Source organism: Thalassobaculum sp. (genome assembly GCF_040219615.1).
In the GTDB taxonomy this organism is placed as follows: domain Bacteria; phylum Pseudomonadota; class Alphaproteobacteria; order Thalassobaculales; family Thalassobaculaceae; genus Thalassobaculum_A.
This window is the reverse complement of sequence record NZ_JAVJSE010000031.1, coordinates 55,291-71,164: the sequence shown is the minus strand read 5'-3', so window position 1 is coordinate 71,164 and position 15,874 is coordinate 55,291. Positions and strand designations below refer to the sequence as shown.

12 protein-coding genes are annotated in these 15,874 nt (G+C 70.8%); 10 read left to right on the top strand and 2 right to left on the bottom strand.

The features are described 5' to 3' along the window. The first annotated feature begins 182 nt into the window (after nucleotides 1-182). The 5 genes from RIC31_RS16785 to xdhB all read left to right on the top strand — a co-directional run bounded on the left by RIC31_RS16785 (nucleotide 183) and on the right by xdhB (nucleotide 7,178). Nucleotides 183-1,217, top strand: coding sequence for an ABC transporter substrate-binding protein (locus RIC31_RS16785; RefSeq protein WP_350110154.1), 1,035 nt, complete (start codon nucleotides 183-185; stop codon nucleotides 1,215-1,217). A gap of 148 nt (nucleotides 1,218-1,365) precedes the next feature. Then, entirely contained in the window at nucleotides 1,366-2,154 is a 789-nt protein-coding gene (locus RIC31_RS16780) for an ABC transporter ATP-binding protein (RefSeq protein WP_350110151.1), read from the top strand. 187 nt (nucleotides 2,155-2,341) lie between these two features. Then, nucleotides 2,342-3,112, top strand: a complete 771-nt coding sequence (locus tag RIC31_RS16775) for an ABC transporter permease (protein ID WP_350110149.1) — start codon at nucleotides 2,342-2,344, stop codon at nucleotides 3,110-3,112. Nucleotides 3,113-3,184: 72 nt separating this feature from the next. Continuing rightward, a complete protein-coding gene (gene xdhA / locus RIC31_RS16770; RefSeq protein WP_350110146.1) occupies nucleotides 3,185-4,561 on the top strand; it encodes a xanthine dehydrogenase small subunit in 1,377 nt (458 codons plus the stop codon). 235 nt (nucleotides 4,562-4,796) lie between these two features. After that, complete coding sequence (gene xdhB / locus RIC31_RS16765; RefSeq protein ID WP_350110143.1) at nucleotides 4,797-7,178, top strand: xanthine dehydrogenase molybdopterin binding subunit; 2,382 nt, start codon at nucleotides 4,797-4,799, stop codon at nucleotides 7,176-7,178. Nucleotides 7,179-7,648: 470 nt separating this feature from the next. On the opposite strand, the gene RIC31_RS16760 is transcribed toward xdhB, so the two are convergent. Then, on the bottom strand, nucleotides 7,649-7,879 hold the full coding sequence (locus RIC31_RS16760; RefSeq protein WP_350110363.1) for a 2OG-Fe(II) oxygenase family protein: 231 nt from the start codon (nucleotides 7,877-7,879) through the stop codon (nucleotides 7,649-7,651). 33 nt (nucleotides 7,880-7,912) lie between these two features. Next, nucleotides 7,913-8,806, bottom strand: coding sequence for a LysR family transcriptional regulator (locus RIC31_RS16755; RefSeq protein ID WP_350110140.1), 894 nt, complete (start codon nucleotides 8,804-8,806; stop codon nucleotides 7,913-7,915). Between the two features lie 96 nt (nucleotides 8,807-8,902). Here RIC31_RS16755 and RIC31_RS16750 point away from each other — a divergent pair, with 96 nt between their 5' ends. The 5 genes from RIC31_RS16750 to RIC31_RS16730 all read left to right on the top strand — a co-directional run bounded on the left by RIC31_RS16750 (nucleotide 8,903) and on the right by RIC31_RS16730 (nucleotide 15,784). Beyond that, entirely contained in the window at nucleotides 8,903-9,865 is a 963-nt protein-coding gene (locus RIC31_RS16750) for an AEC family transporter (RefSeq protein ID WP_350110137.1), read from the top strand. Between the two features lie 170 nt (nucleotides 9,866-10,035). Then, entirely contained in the window at nucleotides 10,036-11,673 is a 1,638-nt protein-coding gene (locus tag RIC31_RS16745; RefSeq protein WP_502990131.1) for an acyl-CoA synthetase, read from the top strand. A gap of 5 nt (nucleotides 11,674-11,678) precedes the next feature. Beyond that, on the top strand, nucleotides 11,679-12,119 hold the full coding sequence (locus RIC31_RS16740; RefSeq protein WP_350110131.1) for a MaoC/PaaZ C-terminal domain-containing protein: 441 nt from the start codon (nucleotides 11,679-11,681) through the stop codon (nucleotides 12,117-12,119). 96 nt (nucleotides 12,120-12,215) lie between these two features. Next, a complete protein-coding gene (gene bglX / locus RIC31_RS16735) occupies nucleotides 12,216-14,510 on the top strand; it encodes a beta-glucosidase BglX (RefSeq protein ID WP_350110128.1) in 2,295 nt (764 codons plus the stop codon). Continuing rightward, nucleotides 14,507-15,784: a glucoamylase family protein gene (locus tag RIC31_RS16730; RefSeq protein ID WP_350110125.1), complete on the top strand. Its 1,278-nt coding sequence runs from the start codon at nucleotides 14,507-14,509 to the stop codon at nucleotides 15,782-15,784. The genes bglX and RIC31_RS16730 overlap by 4 nt, the downstream gene beginning before the upstream one ends. Nucleotides 15,785-15,874: the final 90 nt, after the last annotated feature.

Genomic DNA, 15,874 nt, shown 5'->3' with positions numbered 1-15,874 from the left:
CCCCGGGCGCTTCCTGGCGTATGATTGGGCAGCGGGAGCCGGGTTCTGCCCGCGCCGTGGGCGTCGCCGGGAAATCGGTCCAGGCGGGCCGCGGGTCCGGCCGCTGGCACGGCGCTTGCGGATCCGGGCGGGCCCGACCGGACGACATCGGCGCAAGCGGGGCGACAGGAGGGATCAGGGACATGCGTGGAATTCGGATCGGCGCGGCGCTCACCGCCGTGGTCACACTGGGGGTCATGACGCTGGCCTCGGGCGGGACGGCAGTCGCCGAGACCGCGGTGAAGTTCGCGCTCGACTGGAAGTTCGAGGGCCCGTCGGCGCCCTACTTCGTCGCCATCGACAAGGGCTACTACAAGGCCGAGGGCCTGGACGTCACCGTCGACACCGGCCCGGGCTCGGTCGCCGGCATCGGCCGGGTGGCCGCCGGCACCTATCCGCTCGGCTTCTTCGACATCAATTCGCTGGTGAAGTTCCGCGACCAGAACCCCGACAAGGCGGTGAAGGCGGTGCTGATGGTCTACGACCGCCCGCCCTTCGCGATCGTCACCACCGCCAAGACCGGCATCACCAAGCCGAAGGACCTGGAGGGCCGCATCCTCGGCGCCCCGGCGCCGGACGGCGCCTACGCCCAGTGGAAGGCGTTCGTGAAGGAGAACGGCATCGACGCCTCGAAGGTGACGATCGAGAATGTCGGCTTCCCGGTGCGCGAGCCTATGCTGGCCTCCGGCCAGGTCGACGCGATCACCGGCTTCTCGTTCTCGTCCTACTTCAACCTGCAGCTCAAGGGTGTCGAGCCGGCGGACATCAAGGTCATGCTGATGGCCGACTACGGCCTGGTGCTGTACGGCAACGCCGTCATGGTGAACCCGGACTTCGCGGCCGCCAACCCGGAGGTGGTCGCCAAGTTCGTGCGCGCCACCATCAAGGGTGTGCAGGACACCGTGAAGGACCCGGAGACCGCCATCGACTCGGTCATGAAGCGCAACGAGACCGCCGACCGGGCGATCGAGCTGGCGCGGCTGAAGATGGCGCTCAAGGACAACATCGCCACGCCCTGGGTGCTGGCCAACGGCTTCGGCGGCGTCGACCCGGCGCGGCTGGCCGCCTCGATCGACCAGATCGCGGTGACCTACGACTTCAAGGCGCGGCCCAAGGCCGAGGACGTGTTCACCAGCGAGTACCTGCCGCCGGCGGGCGAGCGGATGCTCGCGAAGTGACAGCGAGGGAGCGGCGAGTGGGTCCCGGCTCGCCCCGCTCGCGCGGGTCGTCCGGGATGACGTCAACATTGGGTCGTCATCCTGGGCCGGGCCGCCACAGGCGGAACGGACCCGGGACCCAAGCAGCGACGGGCGTGGAGAACCGCCGGTGACCCCCTTCGTCGCCCTCGACGACGTCACCCTGACCTACCGCGGCGCCAGCGGCGACGTGACGGCGCTCAGCGGGACGACCCTGGCGGTCGGCCGCGGCGAGTTCACCGCCGTGGTCGGCCCGTCGGGCTGCGGCAAGTCCACCCTGATGAAGCTGGTCACCGGCCTGGTGCGGCCGACCGCGGGAATGGTCTCGGTCGACGGCGCCCCGGTCGCCGGGCCTGTCAAGATCGCCGGCATGGCGTTCCAGAACCCCAACCTGCTGCCGTGGCGCAAGGTCATCGACAACGTGCTGCTGCCGCTGGAGATCGTCGAGCCGCACCGCCGCCGGTTCCGCGCCAACCGCCGCGAATACCGGGAGCGCGCCGAGCAGCTGCTGGCGACCGTCGGCCTGGCCGGCTTCGGCGACCGCTTCCCGTGGGAGCTGTCGGGCGGCATGCAGCAGCGCGCCTCGCTGTGCCGGGCGCTGATCCACGAGCCGGCGCTGCTGATGCTGGACGAGCCGTTCGCCGCCCTCGATGCCTTCACCCGCGAGGAGCTGTGGTGCGTGCTCAGGGATCTCTGGGAGCGCATCGGCTTCACGGTGATCCTGGTGACCCACGACCTGCGCGAGGCCGCCTTCCTGGCCGACACCATCCACGTGATGAGCGCCCGGCCCGGCCGCATCGTCACCACCCGCCGGGTCGAGCTGCCGCGCCCTCGCGACCTGGAGGTCTGCTTCGAGCCGGCCTTCGTCGAGCTGGTGCACGAGCTGCGCGGCCGCATCGCCGAGGTGCGGGCGGCATGAGCGGGGCATGCCCGTCGCTTCGTGGGTTCCGGATCCGCCGCGCCGAGGGCGGCGCGGCCGTCCGGAATGACGTCGGAAGGGGGATGGCGCCGTCGCGCCTCTTCCCCCTTCGCCGTCATTCCGGACCGGGCCGCCGACGGCGGAACGGAGCCGGAACCCACCCGCCGCTCCAAAGTGGAAGCCTGCCATGACCGCCACCCTCGAGCGCCTCGCCCCGGTGTGGTTCACGATCCTGCTGTTCGCGGTCTGGGAGGCGACCTGCCGGATACTGCAGGTCGACCCGTTCATCCTGCCGGCCCCCTCCGAGGTGTTCGGCGCGCTGGTGCAGTACTGGCGGCCGGTGCTGCGGCACTCGCTGGTGACGCTCTGGACCACCATGGCCGGCTTCGGCCTGGCGGTCGCCTTCGGCATCGCGCTCGGCCTGGTGGTCGGCTGGTCGCGCACGATCTACCGCGGCATCTACCCGGTGCTGGTCGGCTTCAACACCATCCCCAAGGTGGCGGTGGTGCCGGTGCTGGTGATCTGGTTCGGCATCGGCGAGGTGCCGGCGATCCTGACCGCCTTCCTGATCTCGTTCTTCCCGATCGTGGTGAACGTCGCCACCGGCCTCGCCACCATGGAGCCGGAGCTGGAGGACGTGCTGCGGGCGCTCGGAGCGCGCAAGCTCGACATCATGCTGAAGGTCGGCATTCCGCGCACCACGCCCTACCTGTTCGCCTCGCTGAAGGTGGCGATCACGCTCGCCTTCGTCGGCTCGGTGGTGTCCGAGACGATCGCCGCCAACGCCGGCATCGGCTTCCTGATGGCGCAGGCCGGCGCCAACTTCCAGATGCCGCTGGTATTCGCCGGGCTGATGGCGCTGGCGGTCGAGGGTATCGCCATGTACGGCCTGTTCGCGCTGGTCGAGCGCCGGATGACCCGCTGGGCGTTCCGCTCGTCGGGGAGTGCTGCGGCGTAGCGGCGGGCATATGGCGCCCGCACGGCACCCGTGTAAGCTTTGCCCATGACGAGCGGGTCGGTATGGTTCCGGTTGAACGGACGCGAGGTGGCGGCGACGGGTGGCACGCCGACCACGACGGTGCTCGACTGGCTGCGCGAGGCGCGGCACCTGACCGGCACCAAGGAAGGCTGCGCCGAGGGCGACTGCGGCGCCTGCACGATCGCGGTGGCGCTGCCGGGCGATGGATGGCAGGCCGTCAACGCCTGCCTGATGCTGCTGCCGCAGCTCGACGGACACTCGGTGCTGACCGTCGAGGGGCTGTCCGGCAGCGACGGGTCGCTGCACCCGGTGCAGACCGCGCTCGCCGAATCCGACGCCACGCAATGCGGCTTCTGCACCCCCGGCTTCGCCATGGCGATGTTCGCCTACGGCCAGGGCGGCGAACCGGCCGACGAGGCCCTCATCCACGAGGCGCTCGCCGGCAACCTGTGCCGCTGCACCGGCTACCGGCCGATCGTCGAGGCCTGCCGCAGCATCGCCGGCAGTGCCGCGTTCCCGGCCGGCGATCCGCCGGCGCCCGGCAGCGCCTTCGGCGACGGACCGCAGAGGTTCCTGGCGCCCGACAGCCTGGACGGACTGACGGCAGCGCTGTCGGCCCACCCGGACGCCTGGCTGCTGGGCGGCGGCACCGACCTCGGCATCGCCGTCATCAAGCGGCGCGCCCGGCCGAAAACGGTGATCTCGACCGCCCGGGTGCCGGAGTTGCGGCGGATCGAGGCGGCCGGCGACGCCCTGGTTCTGGGCGGCGCGGTGACCTACAGCGCGGCCCTGCCGCATCTCGACGCATTGTTCCCGTCCTTCGCGGCACTGGTCCGGCGCATCGGCTCGCGGCAGATCCGCAATCTCGGGACGATCGCCGGCAACCTCGCCAACGCCTCGCCGATCGGCGACACCCCGCCCTGCCTGATGGCGCTGGAGGCGACCGTCGAACTGGTCTCGGCCGAGGGCCGGCGGACGGTGGCGGCCGACGGCTTCGTCACCGGCTACCGCAGGACCGTCCTGCGGCCGGGCGAGGCGATCGCGGCGATCCGCATTCCTCGCCTCGCCGACGGGCAGCGCTTCGTCGCCTACAAGCTGTCAAAGCGCTTCGACCAGGACATCTCGGCGGTCGTCGCCGCCTTCCGGTTGAGGGTCGAGGACGGGGTGCTGACCGGCCTGCGGGCGTTCTACGGCGGCATGGCGGCGACCACGGCCCGGGCCCGCCATGTCGAGGCGGCGCTGGTCGGCCGGCCGTGGACGGCGGCCAGCCTCGCCGGGATCGAGGCGGCGGTGGCCCGCGACTTCCAGCCGATCGCCGACCAGCGGGCCACCGCGGAATACCGGCTGGCGGCGGCGGCGAACCTGCTGCGCCGGCTGCAGATGGAGACCTCGGACGCCCCGGCGCCGGTCCGGCTGGAGGCGCTGTGATGGCGCGCAAGCCGGAGCGCCCGTCGCACCGTGGGTTCCGGATCGACCGCGCCGGGGCGGCGCGTCCGTCCGGAATGACGACAGGAGAGAGGGAGCCGGCGCACCCGTCCGGAATGACGAGAGAAGAGAAGGCTGGCCGTCCCCGATCTTCTATTGTCGTCATTCCGGCCCGGATCGCCGCCGGCGAGACGGAGCCGGAACCCACCCGCCGCTCCGGCGCGTCTCGGGAGGCCCCGTGAACGCCCCCGCCTCCCCCCGGCGCGGCGCCCATGCCTCGGTGCGGCACGACAGCGCCGCCGGCCACGTTACCGGGCGGGCGGTGTATCTCGACGACATGCCGCTCCCCACCAACGCCCTGCACGCGGCGCTGGTGCTGTGCCCGCACGCCCACGCCCGCATCGGCGCCATCGACTTCACCGCGGCCCTGGCCCTGCCCGGCGTGGTCGCGGCGGTCGGCGCCGCCGACATTCCCGGGGTCAACGACATCGGCCCGATCCTGAAGGGCGAGCCGGCGCTGGCCGAAGGCGTCGCCGAGTATGCCGGCCATCCGGTCGCGGCGGTCGCCGCCGAGACCCTGGAGATCGCCCGCGAGGCCGCCGCCCTGGTGAAGGTGGAGTGGGAAGAGCTGCCGGCGGTGCTGACGGTCGAGGACGCCCTGGCCCAGGGCCTGTTCGTGGCGCCGCCGCAGGTCATGCTGCGCGGCGACCCGGACGCTGCCCTCGGCTACGCGCCGATCCGGCTGTCCGGCGAGGTGCGCTGCGGCGGCCAGGACCACTTCTACCTGGAGGGCCAGATCGCCATCGCGGTGCCGGGCGAGGACCGCGACATGCAGGTGTTCTCCTCGACCCAGCACCCGACCGAGGTGCAGCACGGCGTCGCCCACCTGCTGGGCCTGCCGTTCAACCAGGTGACGGTCGAAGTGCGGCGCATGGGCGGCGCCTTCGGCGGCAAGGAGAGCCAGGCCACCATCGTCGCCGGCATCGCCGCGCTGCTGGCCCGGAAGTCCGGCCGGCCGGTCAAGCTCCGGCTACCGCGCGACGACGACATGGCCGCCACCGGCAAGCGCCACCCGTTCCTGATCCGCTGGGACGTCGGCACCGACGCCGAGGGCCGGATCCTGGCGCTGGACCTGACCCTGGCCGCCGATTCCGGCAACATCGCCGATCTGACGCCGGCCGTGCTGGCCCGCGCGCTCTGCCACTCCGACAACTGCTACTGGATCCCCGACATCCGGGTGACCGGCCTCGCCTGCAAGACCCACAAGGTCTCGAACACCGCGTTCCGCGGCTTCGGCGGACCGCAGGGCATGTTCGCGATCGAGGCGCTGCTGGACGACCTCGCCCGTCACCTGAAGCTGCCGCTCGACACGGTTCGAGCCCGCAACTTCTACGGCGTCGGGGCGAAGGACACGACGCCCTACGGCATGACGGTCGAGGACAACATCATCGAGCGGGTCACCGGCGAGCTGGCCCGCAGCGTCGACCTGCCCGGCTGGCGCGACGCGGTCGACGCCTTCAACGCCTCCAGCCCGGTCGTGAAGAAGGGCCTCGCCACCGTGCCGGTGAAGTTCGGCATCTCGTTCAACCTGCCGACCCTGAACCAGGCCGGCGCGCTGGTGCACGTCTACACCGACGGCAGCGTGCACCTGAACCACGGCGGCACCGAGATGGGCCAGGGCCTGTTCGTGAAGGTCGCCCAGGTGGTGGCCGAGGCGTTCGCGATCGACGTCGCCATGGTGCGGGTCTCGGCGACCAGCACGGCCAAGGTGCCGAACACCTCGGCAACCGCGGCGTCCTCCGGCTCCGACCTGAACGGCATGGCGGCGCTGGCGGCGGCCGAGACCATCAGGGGCCGCATGGCCGAGGTGATGGCCGGGCAGTTCGGGGTGCCGCCGGACGACGTGAGCTTCGACGACGGCCGGGCGTTCGCCCGCAACGAGAGTCTGTCCTTCGGCGAGCTGGCGCAGCTGTGCTGGAGCAAGCGGGTGTCGCTGTCCTCCACCGGCTTCTACCGCACCCCGAAGATCCACTGGGACGCCGCGACCTGCACCGGAAGGCCGTTCTTCTACTTCACCTACGGCGCGGCGGCGGCCGAGGTGGCCGTCGACACGCTCACCGGAGAGCTCAGGGTGCTGCGGGCCGAGCTGCTGCAGGACTGCGGCAACTCCCTGAACCCCGCCATCGACCGCGGCCAGATCGAGGGCGCCTTCGTGCAGGGCATGGGCTGGCTGACCTCGGAGGAGCTGTGGTGGGACGCGGCCGGCCGGCTCGGCACCCATGGCCCCTCGACCTACAAGATCCCGGGCTCCCGCGACGTGCCCCCGGTGTTCGTCACCCGCCTGCTCGAGGACGCCCCGAACCGCGAGGCCACGGTGATGCGCTCAAAGGCGGTCGGCGAGCCGCCGCTGATGCTGGCGCTGTCGGTCTGGCTGGCGATCCGCGACGCGGTGGCGAGCGTCGGGCCGAAGGGCGCGAAGGTCGAGCTGGACGCGCCGGCGACGCCGAGCCGGGTGCTGGCGGCGGTGGAGCGGGTACGGGGCGGGGAACAGCCGGGTGTGGGCCCGCCGCCGACCGGACCCGGCCAGCGGTCGAACGCCGGGGTCGGATCCGGCTCATGACCTGCCCGGCGCGGGTGAGCTTCGGCCGCTCACCCCGGACAACGTCACTTTTGGATTGGCGTACAGCCAACCGTGTTCTTGTTTACCTTTACGTTCGCGGACTAATCATGAATGCAAAAAAACTTTGAGACCGATTCTCTACGATAGTTCAGCCCTATGTCTTTGAGAGTTTCTTTTCTATTTATCGAACTGACCTCGCCGTTGTTTTGAATATTTTGTTCGACATCCACCATCGTCTGCGAACCTGCCTGCAGGATGGATTCGAATGCCAAGGTCGAGAAGGATTTCATCAACATACTAGCGCCCCCGGTTTGAACGGCCACAGCACGCGCTGGGCACAAGCGAGATTCTTTTGGTGGCACCTTCCTACCCAAAATTCTGAAACACTTTCTTTCCAGTCGATATTAATAATATGTAAATTTGATCAAACACTGAGAGCTACATTACAATTTATGTTTGTAGCGATGCTGTCATCGCGATGAACACGCGGCCTCGTTTGAGGACATCGGGTCTTTCGGTACAACTGTTGTCACGTCCCCGGTGATGGTGTAGCTCGGCAGGCACTCGGCCACGGCGTCGAAGTTCGGGATCGCGAGGAACGGCACCGAGAAGCGCTCGCGGCCCGACCGGTTGATCACCCGGTGCGGCGTCGAGGCGAGGCGGCCGTCGGTCCAGCGCGCCATCATGTCGCCGATGTTGATGACGAAGTCGCCGACGCCCGAAACGAGCCTCCCTCACCCCGCCGCCTCGCCGAACGACTCCCCCCGCACCAGTTCGATCAGCGGGGCGACCGCCGGGTTGTCGCGGCCGCGCGGGGTCTTCAGGACGACCTCCAGGGCCGGGGCGTCGACCAGCGGCCGGGTCAGCAGGTCCGGCGTCCGGCCGTCGCAGATCGACTCCGGCACCAGCGCCACCCCGAGCCCGGCCGCCACCAGCCGCAGCACCGTATTCTGCAGCTGCGGCTCGAAGCGGAAGCGCGGCACGATGCCCTGGTCCGCGAAATAGCCGACGATCGCGCCGCGCAGGGTCGGCGCGACCCCGGCCGACGCGGCGATCAGGTCCCGGTCCTGCAGGTCGCGCGGCCCGACCGAGCGGCGCGCGGCGAGCGGATCCCCCGGCGCCATCGCCAGGCACAGCCGGTCCTTCAGCAGGGTGTGGCCGTCGAGCTGCGCGTTGCTCGGGCCGGCGAAGGTGACCGCGGCGTCGAGCTCGCCGTTCAGCAGCCGGTGCTCGATGTCGGCGGGCGTGGTCTCCGACAGGGTGAGCCGGACCTCCGGCCGGACGGCGCTGTAGCGGCTGACGATCCGCGGCACGATCCGATGCGCCGCATGCATCATGAAGCCGAAGCGCAGCTCGCCCCTCATGCCTTCGCCGACCAGGCGGGCGTCGCGGCAGGCGTCCTCGAACCGCGCCAGCACCGCCCGGGAATCCGCCAGGAACCGGGCGCCGGCCCGGGTCAGCGTCACCTGCCGGGAGGTCCGGTTCACCAGCCTGACGCCGAGATCGCGCTCGAGATTGGCGATCTGCCGGCTGAACGGCGGCTGGGTCATGTTCATCCGGGCGGCCGCGCGCCCGAAATGCAGGGTCTCCGCCAGCGCCACGAAATAGCGCATCTGCCGCGTGTCCATCGATACTCCTAAGGCATCAATATGGCATCTTGATTGAATTGGATTGTATCGAACGGAGGCTGTACGAAGCCAGCAGTTCCGCCCCGAGACCCAGCCATGCTGTCCAATCTCCTCATCGTGCTGCCGATTTTCGCGCTGATCCTGACCGGATGGGTGGCGCGGCGCTGCAACGCCCTCGGCCCGAACGCGACGCGCGAGGTCAACCGCCTGGTCGTCTACCTGGCCCTGCCGGCGTTGCTGTTCGACATCATGTCGAAGGCCGACCCGGCGGAGATCTGGCAGCCCGGCTTCATCCTGGCGTTCTCGGCCGGCTGCGCGGCGATCTTCGCGCTGACCCTGCTGATCCGGCTGCGCCAGGGCTGCGACCTGGCGGACGCGGCGATCGACGCCCTGAACGCCAGCTACGCCAACACCGGCTTCATCGGCTTCCCCCTGGTGCTGGCGGTGCTCGGCAACGCCGCCATGGGCGCCACGCTGGTCGCCACCATCGTCACCGTCTGCGTGCTGTTCGCGATCGCCATCGTCCTGATCGAGAGCGGCCTGCAGTCGGGCGCCCGCCGCCGCGACATCGTGCGCAAGACGCTGGTCTCGCTGCTGAAGAACCCGCTGCTCGTGGCCCCGGCGCTTGGTGCCGCCGTCATGCTGTCCGGGCTTCGCCTCCCGGAAACGCTCGACACCTATCTCGGCCTGCTGGGCGGGGCCGCGGCACCCTGCGCCCTGGTCGCCCTCGGGCTGTTCCTGGCCGAGAACACCGAGCGCAGCCGCGCCGGCGCGGGCTCCAGCGCCGGGTCCGGCTCCGCCGTCCAGTCCGCCCTGGTGCTCCTGAAGCTGGTCGCCCAGCCGGCGGTGACCTGGGTGGTGGCGGTGCCGGTGCTGGGGCTGTCCTCGACCCTGGCCTACACCGCGGTGCTGCTCGCCGCCCTGCCGACCGGCACCGGGCCGTTCATGCTGGCGCAGTTCTACCAGCGCGAGGCGCTGCTGACCGGCCGGGTCGTGCTGATCTCGACGGTGCTGTCCCTGGTTACCGTGTCGACCTTCCTCAGCCTGCCGCTCGGCTGATCTGGAGGGCTTCCCGTCCCGCCCCTCCCCCTGCGACAATTGCGGCAAGTCACACCGAGAAGGCGCGAGGGGATGGAGACCGACCACAGTTTCGCCGCCGGCGCCGGGTCGGCCGGCGCGACGCCCTGCTCCGCGCCGGACCAGCCGAATCGGGTCGGCGGATGAGCGGATTGCTGCCGCGGGCGGCCAGCTACGAGGAGTGCTACGGCCGCTTCGAATGGCGGGTGCCGGCGCGCTTCAACATCGCCGCCGCGGTGTGCGACCGCCATGCCGCCGCCACCCCCGGGGCGACGGCGGTGATCTACGAGGCCTCCAACGGCGCGGTGCGGACGCTCAGCTTCGGACAGCTCCGGGGCGAGGCGAACCGGCTGGCCAACCTGCTGACCCATCTCGGCGCCCGGCCGGGCGAGTGCGTCGCCATCCACCTGCCGCAGAGCCTGGAGTGCGCGATCGCCCATGTCGGGGTGTACAAGACCGGCGCGATCGCGCTGCCGCTGTTCAGCCTGTTCGGCCCCGAGGCGCTGGAGCACCGGCTCGCCGACAGCGCCGCCCGAATCCTCATCACCTGCAGCGACAACCTGCCCCGGCTGCTGGAGGTCCGCGACCGACTGGGCGCGCTGGAGCACGTCATCGTGACCGACGGTGGCGGGCCGGGCCTGATCGACTGGCGCGCCGCTTTGGCGCAGGCGTCCGACGGGTTCGAGACCCGCGACACCGCGGCCGACGACCCGGCGCTGCTGATCTACACCTCGGGCACCACCGGCAACCCCAAGGGCGCCCTGCATGGCCACCGGGTGCTGATCGGCCACATGCCGGGCGTGGAGTTCCCGCACGAGTTCTTCCCGCAGGCCGGCGACCTGTTCTGGACCCCGGCCGACTGGGCCTGGGCCGGCGGGTTGCTGGACGTGATGCTCCCGGCGCTGTTCCACGGCCGGCCGGTGCTGGCCAAGCGGTTCGCCAAGTTCGAGCCGGAGGCGGTGTTCGAGCTGATGGCCCGCCACCGGGTGCGCAACACCTTCATGCCGGCGACCGCCCTGCGCATGCTGCGGCAGGCGGCCGATCCGCGGCGCTTCGGCTGCTCGCTGCGCAGCATCGCCAGCGGCGGCGAGGCGCTGGGCGACGACATCATCGACTGGGGCCGCGAGACCTTCGACCTCACCATCAACGAGTTCTACGGCCAGACCGAGGTGAACCTGGTGGTCGGAAACTGCGCCGCCGTCATGTCGGTCAAGCCGGGCTCGATGGGACGGCCGGTGCCGGGCCATGTCGTGGCGGTGGTCGACGGCGAGGGCCACGAGGTCGGGGTCGGCGAGGAGGGCAACATCGCGGTCCTTCGGCCCGATCCGGTGATGTTCCTCGGCTACTGGAAGCGGCCGGAGGCGACCGCCGCCAAGTTCGTCGGCGACTGGTGCCTGCTGGGCGACCTCGGCCGGCGCGACGAGGACGGCTATTTCTGGTTCAAGGCGCGCGACGACGACGTGATCATCAGTTCCAGCTACCGGATCGGGCCGACCGAGGTCGAGGAATGCCTGCTGCGGCACCCGGCGGTGGCGCTGGCCGGCGTGATCGGCTCGCGCGACCCGGTGCGCGGCGAGGTCGTGAAGGCCTACCTCACCCTTGCCGACGGCCATGCCGGCAGCGACGCGCTGCGCGACGAGATCCAGGGCTTCGTGCGCCAGCGCCTGTCGGCCCACGAATACCCGCGGCAGATCCGCTTCATCGACGAGATGCCGCTGACCGTCAGCGGCAAGATCCGGCGCGTCGCGCTGCGGGAACTGGACGCGGCCGAGCGGGCCGGGAAGGACTGACGGGAATGGGACTGCATTTCGAGGATTTCGCGGTCGGCACCGAGTACCGCACGCCGGGCCGCACCCTGACCGAGGCCGACATCGTCGGCTTCGCCGGGCTGACCGGCGACTTCAACCCGCTGCACACCGACGAGGTGTTCGCGGCGAAGTCGATGTTCGGCGGCCGGATCGCCCACGGCCCGATGATGGTAGGGATGGCGTTCGGCCTGCTGAGCCGGCTCGACCTGATCGACGGGACGGTGCTGGCCCTGAAGGCGATCGAGTGGTCGTTCGAGGCGCCGCTGCGCGCCGGCGACACGGTGCATGTGCGGGCCAAGGTCGTCGAGGCCGAGCCGAGCCGCCGGCACGACGACCGCGGCACCGTGGCGCTTGGAATCGAGATCGTCCGACAGGACGATATGGTGGCGCAGACCGGGCGGGCCGTGCTGATCATGGCGCGCCGCTGACCGGTCCGGCGCCGGCCTTGTCCATGCAATTCCCTCGACACGCCCCCGACGCCGGGCGCATATGAGTCGGGGGAACGGCGCGAACGAGCGCGAGACATGCCCGATCCGATCGACGACCTGCTGCAGCGGATGAACCTGTCCGACAAGGTCGGCCAGCTGAACCACCCCAAGGGGACCGGAGACGAGACCACCGGCGTCGGGCCGGTGGTCGTCGACATCGAGAGCCGCATCCGCCGGGGCGAGGTCGGCCTGCTGGGCGGCGGCTTCGAGCCGGACCATCTGCTCGAGCTCCAGAGGATCGCGGTCGAGGAATCGCCGCACGGCATCCCCGTGATGTTCTCGATGGACGTGATCCACGGCCACCGCACGATCTTCCCGCTGCCGCTCGCGCTGGCCGGCACCTGGGATCCCGACCTGATCCGCCGGACGGTCCGCGTCGCCGCGACCGAGGCCGCCGCGCTGGGCATCGCCATCTCCTGGGCACCGATGCTCGACGTGTCGCGCGACGCCCGCTGGGGACGCTGCGCCGAGAGCCCCGGCGAGGACCCGGTTCTGGGCGCCATGTTCGCGCGGGCCACGGTCGAGGCCTTCCAGGAGGGCGGCGTCGACCGCCCGGACGCGGTGATCTCCTGCGCCAAGCATTTCGCCGGCTACGGCCTGTCCGAGGCGGGGCGCGACTACCACGCGGTCGATGCCAGCCCGTATCGCATGCACAACGTCGTGCTGCCGCCGTTCAAGGCGGCCGTCGACGCCGGAGTCGGCTCGGTCATGGTCGGCTTCCACGACCTGGCCGGCATCCCGTGCAGCGCGCATCGCGAGCTGCTGCGCGACCTGCTGCGCGACCGCTGGGGTTTCGACGGCCTGATCGTCTCCGACCACACCGCCATCCTGGAGCTGGTGCACCACGGCGTGGCGGCCGACCTCAAGGAGGCGGCGTATCTGGCGTTCACCGCCGGGATCGACGCCGACCTGGTGAGCGAGGCCTATCTGCGCCACCTGCCCGAACTGGTCGCCGAGGGCCGCGTGGCCGAGGCCGACGTCGACGCCGCCTGCCGCCGCGTGCTGCGCGCCAAGCACCGGCTCGGCCTGTTCGAGCGGCCGTATCGCGGCCTGGACGACGACGACCGTCGCCGGGCCGTCACCCTGACCCCGGGAAACCGAAGCCTGGCCCGCGAGGCGGCTGCGAAGGCCTGCGTGCTGCTGAAGAACGCCGGCGTCCTGCCGCTGGCCCGCGAGGACAGCACCATCGCCCTGGTCGGGCCGCTGGCCGACAGCCGGGCCAACATGCAGGGCACCTGGGCGGTCGCCGCCCGGGCGGAGGAGAGCGTCACCGCCCTGGACGGAATGCGCGCCGCCGCCGGCAACCGGGTCCGTATCCTGCACGCCACGGGCGCCAACATCGTCGACGACCCGAACCAGGCCGCGCGCCTCGACGTGTTCGGCGAGACCGCCCCGATCGACCCCCGCTCGCCCGACGAGATGATCGCCGAGGCGGTGGCGCTGGCCGGGCAGGCCGACGTGGTGGTGGCCTGCGTCGGCGAGGCCAAGGAGCATGCCGGCGAGTCCTCCACGCGGACCGATCTCGGCCTGCCGGGCAGCCAGAGACGGCTGCTGCAGGCCCTGCACGCCACCGGCAAGCCGCTGGTGGTGGTGACCATGAGCGGCCGTCCGCTGGCCCTGGAGTGGGAGGACCGGCACGCCGACGCGATCCTGCACGCCTGGTTCGGCGGCAGCGAGGCCGGCAATGCGGTCGCCGACCTGCTGTTCGGGATCGTCAACCCGTCCGGCAAGCTGGCCATGAGCTTCCCGCGCACGGTCGGGCAGTGCCCGGTGCACTATGCCGAGGCGCCGACCGGGCGGCCGGTCGACCAGATCGGCGTCGACGTCGCGGGCGACGACGAGCGCGACCACGACGGCCGGAACGTGTTCCGCAAGTTCACCACCGCCTGCCGGCTGGAAGGCCCGCACACGCCGCTCTACCCGTTCGGCCACGGCCTCGGCTACAGCCGGTTCGACTATGGCCCGCTCGCGCTCGACAAGACGGCGCTGCGGGGCGACGGCGACACCCTGGAGGCCTCGGTGACCGTGCGCAACGCCGGGCCGGTCGCCGGCGAGGAGATCGTCCAGCTCTACATCGGCGATCCGGTGGCCAGCCGGTCGCGGCCGGTGCGCGAACTCAAGGGCTTCCGGAAGATCCACCTGGAGCCGGGCGAGGAACGCCGCGTGAGCTTCCGGATCACGGTCGGCGATCTGCGGTTCTGGCGCGCCGACCGGCTGGCCGAGGCCGAGCATCTCTGGGAACCCGGACGGTTCGTCATCGAGGTCGGCGCGAGTTCCCGGGCACTGTCGGCCGCCGCCGTGGAGTGGGCGGCGGCGGAGAGCAGGCCGTGACCCCCGACGAGCAGCGGCCCGCCATCCAGTCGGGCCTGTCCGACGAGGCCCTTCTCGAGCTGGTGCAGCGGCAGACGCTGGCCTATTTCTGGGACTTCGGACATCCGGTGAGCGGGCTGGCGCGCGAACGCAGCAACCCCGATCCCGGCTACGACTACCTGGAGACCGTGTGCAGCGGCGGCTCCGGCTTCGGCATCATGGCGATGCTGGTCGGGGCCGAACGCGGTTTCATCCCGCGCCCGGCGGTTCTCGACCGGGTCCGGCAGATCGTCGAGTTCCTGGGCCGGGCGGAGGCCCATCACGGGGTGTTCCCGCATTTCCTGCACGGCACCACCGGCGCCGCCATTTCGTTCTCCCCGCAGGACGACGGCGGCGACCTGGTCGAGACCTCCTACCTGATGATGGGGCTGCTCAGCGCCCGGCAGTACTTCGCCAGCGCGGCCACCGCCGAGGCCGGGCTGCGCGCTGCGATCGACCGGTTGTGGCACGCCGTCGAATGGGACTGGCACACCCAGGGCGGCCAGGACGTGCTGTACTGGCACTGGAGCCCGCGTCACGGCTGGGCGATGAACCATCCCATCATCGGGTGGAACGAGTGCCTGATCACCTATGTCATGGCCGCGGCCTCGCCGACCCACCCGATCGCGCCGGCGGTCTACCACCGCGGCTGGACCGGCGGTCCGGAGTTCTACAACGGCCACGACTATCACGGCATCACCCTGCCGCTCGGCCCGGTTCACGGCGGCCCGCTGTTCTTCTCGCACTACAGCTTCCTCGGCCTGGATCCGCGCGGCCTGCGCGACCGCTACGCCGACTACTGGGAGCAGAACCGCGCCCACACCCTGGTCAACCGGGCCCACTGCATCGCCAATCCCAACGGCCATGCCGGCTACGGACCGCGCTGCTGGGGGCTCACCGCCTGCGACGGCGACGCCGGCTACGGTGCCTTCAACCCGGAACAGGACCGCGGCGTGATCGCGCCGACCGCGGCACTCTCGGCGATGCCGTACACGCCGCGGGAGTCCATGGAGGCGTTGCGGCACTACTACGACGACCTCGGCAACGAGCTTTGGGGCCGATTCGGGTTCGCCGACGCGTTCAACCGCTCGCGCGGCTGGGTTGCGAACAGCAACCTGGCGATCGACCAGGGTCCGATCGTCGGGATGATCGAGAACCACCGCACCGGCCTGCTGTGGGACCTGTTCATGAGTTGCGCCGAGGTGCGATCGGGACTGCAACGCCTTGGTTTCACTAGCCCTCGCCTGTTCGCCTGACAATTCCAATAATCTTGTCTTTCCGCCGGTAAATCCTATCGCGTTGTGCTGCCCGACTCCTGTGCGAGCCGGTGGTAATATTGTACCATT